Origin of the sequence: Rossellomorea sp. SC111 (assembly GCF_024733565.1) — a bacterium.
Lineage (GTDB): Bacteria > Bacillota > Bacilli > Bacillales > Bacillaceae_B > Rossellomorea.
The window spans coordinates 49,981-58,607 of record NZ_JANIOC010000022.1; the positions used below are offsets into that span (position 1 = coordinate 49,981).

The following is an 8,627-nucleotide window of genomic DNA, read 5'->3' on the forward strand; positions in this document are numbered from 1 at the left end:
TGATAAAGTCCTCCTCTTATTTTAAATAAATGAATTTTTATATACGAAGTTTGATTATTCGCCAACTACAGCCAGAATATCGCTATCACGAAGGATCAGGTATTCTGTGCCTTGGTATTTCACTTCTGTACCAGCGTATTTAGAGAAAATGATCCGATCGCCGACAGCTACCTCAAGAGCAACGCGCTCACCGTTGTCAAGAATGCGACCAGTACCTACAGCCATCACTTTACCTTCTTGTGGCTTTTCCTTTGCGGAATCCGGTAGCACAATACCGCTTGCTGTTTTTTCTTCTGACTCAACTAGCTCGATAACGACGCGATCACCTAGTGGTTTTAACAAGTGAAACAACCTCCTTGAAATATGTAAATGATATTTATTAGCACTCGCACTCTGTGAGTGCTAACACAACTATTATATTAATTAATTCGTTTTCATTTTGCAAGAGTCCTGCCTAAAATTTTTTTCGTCATATTTCTCTTTTTTTCACACCCTCCTATCTTATGCCCTTCTTTCCCCATATATTCCAGGGTAAAAGAAACCCTTAGATTTGAACAGTTCCGCTTTTCTTAGTAGAATTGTACAGGAGTAACATGGCCGTTATCTTACAGGTGCTAAAGGAGATCAAACGTTGAAAAAACATTTCGGATTTATTTTAATTGCCTATATCGTCATGCAGCTTTCAAGCATTGTCGGGGTACCCCTTTTATATAAGATCGGTGTCGACGTCCTCGGGTTACCCGATGAGACGGTACGTACCCTTGTCCCTGGATATTGGCTCGTCATCAGCTTTACGCTGACCCTCCTCATTGTGGGAGGCATTTTAAGGAAAAGCGAAACAAGCACCCGGCTTGAACGGAGTGCTCCCATGGGCGCCGGCCGTTCGATTGTTTGGGCGGTACTCGGAATTTTCATGGCATTCATCGCTCAATCGGTTGCGATACAAGTCGAATATGCGTTAGGAATTCAAATGGGATCGGAAAACACCCAGATGATCATCGGTATCATTGAAAAGGTTCCATTATCCATGCTGGTCGCAGCCATCATCGGACCAATACTAGAAGAAATCGTGTTCAGGAAAATCATTTTCGGCGTCCTGTATGAGAAGATGCATTTCTTCTTTGCCGCTCTCATCAGTTCGGTCATCTTTGCTCTTGCCCATTTCGAACCTGAGCATGTGATCCTGTATTCAGCAATGGGATTCACCTTCGCCTTTCTTTATGTGAAAACGAAGCGGATCCTGGTTCCAATATTTGCTCACGTCGCCATGAATACAACGGTCGTTCTAATGCAATCTATCTATAAGGACGAAATCGATAAAATGATGAAGGAAGCTGAAAAAATTCAAGGATTTATTGGAGGATTATTTCTATGAGGAGATCACCATTATTCTCGGGAGTGATCTATCTCCTTCTCGGTGTGCTCTTCACATACTTTGCTGTACAAAACGTACAGAATGATGAAGGTTGGGGATTTTTCACGTATATGCTCATCTTTCTGGCTACCCTGGACTTCGGTTCCGGGCTGCGGATGGTCATGCTGCATTTCAAAATCAAAAAGCAACTAAAGAACAAAAAATAAGGATTGATCATTTGATCAATCCTTATTTATGTCCTCGTACTGTTCCATTTCAAGCTTCTGCTCTGCTTCTAACACCTTTTTGTATCCGATCTTGGAGATCCAAATACTGATTTCGTATAAAAGCAGTAAAGGAACCGTTACCATCATGTGGGATACGATATCCGGTGGTGTAATAAATGCCGCAATCACCAACAGCACGAAGTATGCGACTTTCCTCATTTGTGCCAACAGCATCGGCGTAACGATTCCCAAACGCGTCAGGAATAGCATGATGACCGGGAGCTGAAATAAAAATCCAAATGGGATGGTGATTTGAAACAGGAAATGAAAGTATTCATTGATGCCGATCACTTGCTGGATATTTAAATTGGTTGATAACCCCATCATAAATTTCACAACATACGGAAACAAAATAAAATATGAAAACGACAATCCACCTAAGAAAAGCAAAAGAGAAATCGGTATGTAACTGAGCGTTACCTTCCTTTCTCTTTCATATAAGCCTGGACTTATGAATGACCACACTTGAAATAGAATAATGGGTGATGTCATGATGATCGCAATGAACATGATCATTTCCATATAGATTTTGAGAGGGTCTGTGATCCGAAAGGCGTTCATGGTTAACTGTTTCGCCTCATCGGCGTGCTGCAAATATCGAATTAACGGCTCCGCAAGAAAGAAGCTTCCGATGACCGCTAACAAGAAGAAAACGACTACAAACATGAGTCGTTTTTGCAATTCTCCTATATGTTCATAGACTGTCATGTCTCTTTGACTTTGACTCATGGCGTTCATCCTACCCTACTTAGCTTTTTTACTATTATCGTCCTCATCATCTGCTAAGCCCTTTGTTGCATTCTTGAATTCGCGTAATGTATTCCCTGCCGCTTTTCCTAACTCAGGCAATTTCTTCGGTCCAAAGATCAGTAAAGCCACAACGGTTATTAGTACGATACTACCTGCACCTAACATAATGAGACACCTCCTCTTTTACACTTCTATCATAACGTAAATATGAAGAATTTTCTATTCTGTTGTGATTCCATCTTGTGACATTTCCGTGTCATCCTCTGAATAATGCTTCAAGAAGTAGACGAGTGACTGAAGTTCCACCGCCAAATCGATATGATGGACGCGGATATGGTCGGGCACCGTCAATCTTGCAGGGGTGAAATTCAGTATCCCCTTTATATTCGAAGAAACCAATCGGTCTGTGATATTCTGAGCAGAAGACGCCGGCACCGTCAGGATCGCTACTTCAATATCATGCCCCACAAGCTTCTCTTCTAAATCATCTAAATGAAAAACGGGTACATCACTGATTTGAGTCCCGACCTTCTTTTCATCCACCTCGAAAGCCATTTCAATCTTCGTATTATTATTCTTGATGAAATTATAATGAAGAAAAGCTGTACCAAGATTCCCCACCCCGATCAGCACAACCTTCGTGAGGGCATCCTGATCCAGTGTCTTACGGAAGAAGGACAATAGATAATTGACATTATAGCCGTATCCCTTTTTACCCAACGCCCCAAAATAAGAAAAGTCCCTGCGGATCGTAGCAGAATCAACTTTCACCGCTTCACTTAATTCCTTCGAAGAAACCCTCTGCTTACCGGATGAGTACAGATTCTTGATAAATCGATAATATAGCGGAAGGCGCTTGGCCGTTGCCTGTGGAATTTTTGTTGTATCCTGGTTCATATTGTATTCCCCCACATCTATTCAAAACCTCTGGTACCGCTTCCAAAATAGGAAGCATCCAGAATTTATTAAACTCTCCTACTCATCATACACTATATTTTATCCTAAGTGTACGAAGATTAATAGGTGTTTTATTGCCGTTCCCCTCTCATATACGGTACACTAGCACTATGAAATAGAGGTGAAACGTCATGATTCTATTACAAGTGAATCAACTAACGAAAAACTTTGGTGCAGATAATATCCTATCAAATATTAAACTTGAAATACAGACTAGAGATCGAGTTGCCCTTGTCGGTCGTAATGGTGCAGGGAAGTCGACTCTTCTAAAAATAATTGCAGGTCACCTTTCCTACGATTCCGGAGAAATCACAAAGCCAAAAGGTGTCTCCATCGGGTATCTTGCGCAGAACACGGGTCTCGAATCCGAGCTATCCATCTGGTCTGAAATGCTGACCGTCTTTGAAGAGTTGAAACAGCAGGAAAAGAAGTTACGACTATTGGAGCAGCAGATGGCCGATCCTTCGGTATATGAGCAAGAGGACGTCTACCAACGGGTATTGAAGGAATACGATCAACTCCAGGTTAACTTCAAGGACTCCGGCGGCTATCAGTACGAAGCGGATATCCGTTCCGTCCTTCACGGTTTGAACTTTGCCGATTTTGATTACGAAACAAAGATATCCACATTGAGCGGTGGTCAGAAAACCCGGCTCGCCCTCGGGAAGCTTCTTCTGACCAAGCCTGACATCCTTATCCTTGATGAGCCGACCAACCACTTGGATATCGAAACCCTATCATGGCTTGAAACGTATCTTCAAAGCTATGAAGGGGCCGTCCTGATCGTTTCCCATGACCGCTACTTCTTAGACAGCGTCGTCAATCAGGTGTATGAAATTTCCCGGAACCGGAGTAAGAAATACCTGGGGAACTACAGCAGATATCTTGAACAAAAAGCGGAAGACTATGAGAAAGACCTCAAAATGTTCGAGCGTCAGCAGCAGGAAGTCGCAAAGCTCGAGGACTTCATTCAACGGAATATCGCCCGTGCCTCTACCACTAAAATGGCACAGAGCCGGCGAAAGAAACTGGAGCGTATGGATAGGATGGATCGACCACTCGGGGATGAGAAATCTGCCAGCTTCGCGTTTCAAATCGACCGACCAAGCGGGAATGACGTGCTTCACGTCCAGGATCTTTCCATTGGATATGGGAAAAACGATACGATTTCCTCCCATATCGATTTCTCTGTCAAAAAAGGAGACAGTATCGCCCTGGTCGGACCGAATGGAATCGGGAAATCGACGCTTTTGAAAACATTGGTCAATAAACTGCAACCACAAGATGGTACATTTAAATTCGGATCGAATGTGACCATCAGTTACTATGATCAAGAACAAGCCGAACTGTCTTCGAATAAGTCAGTATTAAATGAACTGTGGGACGAATACCCGATGAAGATGGAAAAAGAAATCCGGACGGTCCTCGGCAACTTCCTCTTTTCAGGGGAGGATGTCCTTAAGCCCGTTTCCACACTCAGCGGTGGAGAAAAGGCAAGGTTAGCCCTTTCCAAGCTGATGATGGAAAAAGGGAACGTCCTGATCCTGGATGAGCCGACGAACCATCTTGATCTGGACAGCAAAGAAGTGTTGGAAAATGCCCTGATAGATTATCCCGGAACGATCCTCTTTGTGTCACACGACCGGTACTTCATCAACCGAATTGCCACAAAAGTCGTTGAACTATCCAAAAAAGGATCGACGGAATATCTTGGCGATTACGATTATTATGTAGAAAAATTACAACAGCAGGAGGAACTTGCGGCACTTGAACGCATGGAACAGGGTGAACAATCACATGAGCCGACTCAAAAACGTTCCCACAAGATTGATAAAGAAGCGAAAAAACTCGAACGTCAACGAAAGCGCAGAGTCGAAGAAATCGAAGGCTTAATGGAATCACTCGAAACAAACATACAGGAAAAAGAAGATCTTCTCTGCGATCCTGATATCTTTCAAGATCACGAGAAAGTCCAGGATATTAATGAATCACTCACCAAAGCTAAAGAAGAACTGGATTCTTTATTGGAAGAGTGGACAGAACTGGAAGAACTACTTCAAGAAGAGCAGTAATCCACAGGATTGGGGATAACTATCACTCCCCAATCCTTTCTTATTCCACATTATTATCCACAGTCAAAACATCTACAAAACGTTATTCACAGAAGTTTTCCACAGTATCCACATAAAAAACTTATGTTATCCACAAAATTTTCCATTATTTAGGATTGGTAATGCAGGTCTTTTTCACAATGTATACACACTAAATAAGTAGTTACTAACATTTTATCCACAACCTGTTGATAAAACGTATGTTCGTTCCTTTCATCTCTGTCATCTGCCTAACTCTGCACGTTATTCACAGGATATCAACACACAGTAAAAAAGCTTGAACGAAGTATCGTTCAAGCTTTCCCTTTTAGAAATTCTCGATATCAAGTCCTGGATGAGCATTCATATCCATGCTTCCTCTTTTTCCTTGTTGGAACAAAACCGTTCCTGCAGCTGCAATCATAGCTGCGTTGTCTGTGCAAAGGGATAACGGAGGTATGACCAACTCCGCTTCGATTCCCCCAAATGCTTCCTGAAGGGCAGCACGCAAGCCTTTATTGGCTGCCACTCCGCCAGCAAGTAAGACTTGCTCCACACCATACTCTTTTACAGCCTTAACCGTTTTAGTTACTAACACATCAATGACACTTGCTTGAAAGCTTGCAGCCAAATCCTGTGGATGAATGGTCATTCCTTTTTGTTTGGCATTGTGAAGCGTGTTGATAACCGCTGACTTCAAACCACTGAAGCTGAAATCATAGGAACCTTCCTCCAGCCAGGCCCGGGGCAGATTAAGACTCGGTTCCCCAACATGTGCCAGCCTGTCAATATGCGGCCCTCCTGGATATGGAAGACCCAACGTCCGGGCTACCTTGTCGTACGCTTCACCTGCAGCATCATCGCGTGTTTCTCCGATAACCTCAAAGGAACCGTGATCTTTCATGAGTATAAGCTCCGTATGTCCTCCGGAAACAACCAGGGAAAGTAGGGGGAACCTCATCTCTCTCACTAAGCGATTCGCATAGATATGCCCTGCAATGTGATGGACCCCCACCAACGGTTTATCGTGGGCAAAAGCCAGAGCCTTCGCCGCGTTGACACCAATTAATAGTGCGCCTACCAATCCAGGTCCCTCCGTCACAGCGACACAATCTATATCCTCCATCGTCATCCCGGCTTGTTCAAGGGCTTCCTCCAGTACATACGTAACCTGCTCCACATGGTGACGCGATGCAATTTCTGGGACCACTCCACCGAATCGCTTATGACTTTCAATTTGAGACGAAACAATGTTCGTCACAATCTCTGTTCCATTTTTTATAATCGCCACAGCTGTCTCATCACAGCTTGTTTCAATTCCCAATACAAATGTATCTTTTCTCATAAATTCACCCACATTACTAAAGCATCCTCTTGATTGTCCGAGTAGTACCGTTTCCGGATCCCGCCGTCTTTGAAACCGAGCTTCCGATATAAATGTTGTGCCGGTGTGTTCGATACCCTGACTTCTAACGTCATCACGCGTGCGCCAAATTCAATCGCTATACCCATTATCTTACGCATAAGACCTTCCCCCAAGCCACGTCCCCGGTAATCAGGGAGGACGGCTACATTTGTGATGTGGGCCTCATCCACGACCAGCCACACGCCGCAGTAACCTGCAAGCTTGTCTCCATCTTCTGCAACGAGGTAGGTGGACAGGTGGTTATGCTCGATTTCATTCAAGAAAGCGTCACGACTCCAAGGAATGCTAAAAGATTGATTTTCAATATCCATAACAGCGTCTAAATCATCAACCGTCATAAACCGTATGTTCATATTAAACGATCCTTTATCATCTATTCAGATTTTTTTTGGGACTCCAGCCATTTCACTTCTGCTTCCGCCATCCGTATATAGTTAGGAAGCACCTCATGTGCCTTCATTTCTTTTAAACCCAGTCCGATATAAGCCAGTTCAGAAGGACGGGGATTATGGCTGACAAAAGGGGCGATTCTTGCTTGATCTCCAAGTACTTCCTTAATCATATCCTGATGGATGGAAACGTCATTACCGACAAATAATATATCTTTATCTGACTCTTTTAACGTTGTCACCCATTCATCGAGCATGATGTTGCGATCCTCTTCCACGCAAACTAATCGATCTTCCTGAAACTCATATAGCCCCGTATACACCTGCCCCCTTCTCGCATCGAATATGGGAACGATATATCCTGAAAAATATCTTCCCGATGAAGCCAGAGTGGCAAGGCTGGACACAGGGATAAGAGGGATATTTAATGACCATGCCAGGGTCTTGGCCAATGTGACCCCGATTCGTACGCCCGTATAGGAACCGGGACCATTTGCAACAACAATCTTCGTTAACTCCTTTGCCATTACCCCACAGTCTTTTAACAACCGTTCGATAGCCGGCATGGCTCTTACAGAATGGTTCTTTTTCATATACGTAATATATTCCCCAATTACCTTATCCTCTTCGATAAGGGCAACCCCAAATGGGTAATTGGAAGTATCTATCGATAATATCGTCATGACACAATCTCCTTACACAATTCACTATATCGATTTCCATGGGGCGTCAACACGATCCTTCTCTTGGTGTCGCCTTCCCGGTATATCGATAAACTTAATAATTCTTTCGGTAGCTGATCCTTTATTAAGTGAGCCCACTCAATGACGGTCACACCTTCTCCTTCAAAGTATTCATCGAAACCTAAATCTTCAAAGGAATCTTCCAGCCTGTATACATCCATATGATAAAGGGGCAGACGCCCCTTATATTCTTTAATTATGGTAAAAGTGGGACTGTTCACGGTTTTAGTGACACCAAGACCCTTGGCAAGCCCTTTCGTAAAGGTTGTCTTCCCTGCCCCAAGATCACCTTCCAGCGTTAACACAGCCCCATGCTTTAAAAGTCCTGCCAGCTCTTCTGCAAATTGGCCTGTTTCCTCCGGACTATTCGTCATAATCTCAAACTGATTCATGTTAATCTCCTCAATCATCATTTAGAGTATAAAAAAACCTTAGGATTGTTTGTTACCCTAAGGGAGAATGTATATATGTAGTTTACCCTTTTTAAGGTATGAGAGTAAAGGTTCTGAAAAAAGACAATAAAAAAAACGAAACAATGTTTCGTTTGAATGAACAAAAATGGCGGTCCGGACGGGACTCGAACCCGCGACCTCCTGCGTGACAGGCAGGCATTCTAACCAACTGAACTACC

The 8,627-nt window shown here is 43.4% G+C and carries 11 protein-coding genes and 1 tRNA gene; 3 read left to right on the plus strand and 9 right to left on the minus strand.

Annotated elements, in window-relative coordinates:
* Positions 1–54: 54 nt before the first annotated feature.
* On the minus strand, positions 55–342 hold the full coding sequence (gene groES, locus NQ095_RS20975) for a co-chaperone GroES (protein WP_034766060.1): 288 nt from the start codon (positions 340–342) through the stop codon (positions 55–57).
* Positions 343–631: 289 nt separating this feature from the next.
* Here groES and NQ095_RS20980 point away from each other — a divergent pair, with 289 nt between their 5' ends.
* Positions 632–1,375: a CPBP family intramembrane glutamic endopeptidase gene (locus tag NQ095_RS20980; RefSeq protein WP_258265318.1), complete on the plus strand. Its 744-nt coding sequence runs from the start codon at positions 632–634 to the stop codon at positions 1,373–1,375.
* Positions 1,372–1,581: a YdiK family protein gene (locus tag NQ095_RS20985; RefSeq protein ID WP_258265319.1), complete on the plus strand. Its 210-nt coding sequence runs from the start codon at positions 1,372–1,374 to the stop codon at positions 1,579–1,581. The genes NQ095_RS20980 and NQ095_RS20985 overlap by 4 nt, the downstream gene beginning before the upstream one ends.
* Positions 1,582–1,596: 15 nt before the next feature.
* On the opposite strand, the gene tatC is transcribed toward NQ095_RS20985, so the two are convergent.
* The 3 genes from tatC to NQ095_RS21000 are packed head-to-tail and all read right to left on the minus strand — an operon-like array spanning position 1,597 to position 3,288.
* Positions 1,597–2,370, minus strand: a complete 774-nt coding sequence (gene tatC, locus NQ095_RS20990) for a twin-arginine translocase subunit TatC (protein ID WP_258265320.1) — start codon at positions 2,368–2,370, stop codon at positions 1,597–1,599.
* Between the two features lie 15 nt (positions 2,371–2,385).
* On the minus strand, positions 2,386–2,556 hold the full coding sequence (locus tag NQ095_RS20995; protein ID WP_044340658.1) for a twin-arginine translocase TatA/TatE family subunit: 171 nt from the start codon (positions 2,554–2,556) through the stop codon (positions 2,386–2,388).
* Between the two features lie 54 nt (positions 2,557–2,610).
* Positions 2,611–3,288, minus strand: a complete 678-nt coding sequence (locus tag NQ095_RS21000) for a redox-sensing transcriptional repressor Rex (protein WP_258265321.1) — start codon at positions 3,286–3,288, stop codon at positions 2,611–2,613.
* Positions 3,289–3,479: 191 nt separating this feature from the next.
* On the opposite strand from NQ095_RS21000, the gene NQ095_RS21005 reads away from it, so the two are divergent.
* Positions 3,480–5,420 (plus strand): ABC-F family ATP-binding cassette domain-containing protein, encoded by a 1,941-nt coding sequence (locus tag NQ095_RS21005; RefSeq protein ID WP_258265322.1) that lies wholly within the window; start codon positions 3,480–3,482, stop codon positions 5,418–5,420.
* A 346-nt stretch (positions 5,421–5,766) separates the two neighbouring features.
* On the opposite strand, the gene tsaD is transcribed toward NQ095_RS21005, so the two are convergent.
* From tsaD to NQ095_RS21030, 5 genes are all read right to left on the minus strand, one after another.
* Positions 5,767–6,783 carry a tRNA (adenosine(37)-N6)-threonylcarbamoyltransferase complex transferase subunit TsaD gene (gene tsaD / locus NQ095_RS21010; protein WP_258265323.1) on the minus strand — a complete coding sequence of 339 codons (1,017 nt, stop codon included), beginning with the start codon at positions 6,781–6,783 and terminating at the stop codon, positions 5,767–5,769.
* Positions 6,780–7,217 carry a ribosomal protein S18-alanine N-acetyltransferase gene (gene rimI, locus NQ095_RS21015; RefSeq protein WP_258265324.1) on the minus strand — a complete coding sequence of 146 codons (438 nt, stop codon included), beginning with the start codon at positions 7,215–7,217 and terminating at the stop codon, positions 6,780–6,782. The genes tsaD and rimI overlap by 4 nt, the downstream gene beginning before the upstream one ends.
* 20 nt (positions 7,218–7,237) lie before the next feature.
* Positions 7,238–7,936, minus strand: a complete 699-nt coding sequence (gene tsaB, locus NQ095_RS21020) for a tRNA (adenosine(37)-N6)-threonylcarbamoyltransferase complex dimerization subunit type 1 TsaB (protein ID WP_258265325.1) — start codon at positions 7,934–7,936, stop codon at positions 7,238–7,240.
* Positions 7,933–8,388, minus strand: coding sequence for a tRNA (adenosine(37)-N6)-threonylcarbamoyltransferase complex ATPase subunit type 1 TsaE (tsaE, locus tag NQ095_RS21025; RefSeq protein ID WP_258265326.1), 456 nt, complete (start codon positions 8,386–8,388; stop codon positions 7,933–7,935). The genes tsaB and tsaE overlap by 4 nt, the downstream gene beginning before the upstream one ends.
* A gap of 167 nt (positions 8,389–8,555) precedes the next feature.
* Positions 8,556–8,626 (minus strand) — tRNA-Asp (locus NQ095_RS21030).
* Between the last annotated feature and the right edge of the window lies 1 nt (position 8,627).

Bases quoted from the DNA above. Each gene is read 5' to 3' on its own strand.
- NQ095_RS20985 (WP_258265319.1), top strand. From the start codon at position 1,372: ATGAGGAGATCACCATTATTCTCGGGAGTGATCTATCTCCTTCTCGGT.
- tatC (WP_258265320.1), bottom strand. From the start codon at position 2,370: ATGAGTCAAAGTCAAAGAGACATGACAGTCTATGAACATATAGGAGAA.
- NQ095_RS20995 (WP_044340658.1), bottom strand. From the start codon at position 2,556: ATGTTAGGTGCAGGTAGTATCGTACTAATAACCGTTGTGGCTTTACTG.
- NQ095_RS21000 (WP_258265321.1), bottom strand. From the start codon at position 3,288: ATGAACCAGGATACAACAAAAATTCCACAGGCAACGGCCAAGCGCCTT.
- NQ095_RS21005 (WP_258265322.1), top strand. From the start codon at position 3,480: ATGATTCTATTACAAGTGAATCAACTAACGAAAAACTTTGGTGCAGAT.
- tsaD (WP_258265323.1), bottom strand. From the start codon at position 6,783: ATGAGAAAAGATACATTTGTATTGGGAATTGAAACAAGCTGTGATGAG.
- rimI (WP_258265324.1), bottom strand. From the start codon at position 7,217: ATGAACATACGGTTTATGACGGTTGATGATTTAGACGCTGTTATGGAT.
- tsaB (WP_258265325.1), bottom strand. From the start codon at position 7,936: ATGACGATATTATCGATAGATACTTCCAATTACCCATTTGGGGTTGCC.
- tsaE (WP_258265326.1), bottom strand. From the start codon at position 8,388: ATGAATCAGTTTGAGATTATGACGAATAGTCCGGAGGAAACAGGCCAA.